Consider the following 566-nt stretch of genomic DNA (forward strand, 5'->3'; position numbering starts at 1 on the left):
GCGCGCAAGGGCATCCGCACCGGCGTGGCGGCCGAGCGCTTCGGCGGCCAGGTGCTGGACACCATGGCCATCGAGAACTTCATCTCGGTGAAGGAAACCGAAGGCCCGAAACTGGCCCGCGCGCTGGAAGAACACGTGCGCGAGTACGACGTCGACATCATGAACCTGCAGCGCGCCGCCGCGCTGATCCCGGCCGGCGCCGACGGCCTGCACGAAGTGAAGATGGACAGCGGTGCCTCGCTCAAGGCGCGGACCCTGATCCTGGCCACCGGCGCGCGCTGGCGCGAAATGAACGTACCCGGCGAGCAGGAATACCGCGGCCGTGGCGTCGCCTACTGCCCGCACTGCGACGGCCCGCTGTTCAAGGGCAAGCGCGTGGCGGTGATCGGCGGCGGCAACTCCGGGGTGGAAGCGGCGATCGACCTGGCCGGCATCGTCGCCCACGTCACCCTGCTGGAATTCGGTGAAGAACTGCGCGCCGACGCCGTGCTGCAGCGCAAGCTGCAGAGCCTGGCCAACGTCACCATCCTCAAGATGGCGCAGACCACCGAGGTCAAGGGCGACGG

General features: G+C 68.9%; 1 protein-coding gene. It reads left to right on the forward strand.

What is annotated here, in order from left to right:
• The coding region (locus tag EA795_RS20775; protein ID WP_158601324.1) for an FAD-dependent oxidoreductase at positions 1-566 on the forward strand (566 nt) is incomplete at both ends.

This window comes from Stutzerimonas nitrititolerans (assembly GCF_003696285.1).
GTDB classification, from domain to species: domain Bacteria; phylum Pseudomonadota; class Gammaproteobacteria; order Pseudomonadales; family Pseudomonadaceae; genus Stutzerimonas; species Stutzerimonas nitrititolerans.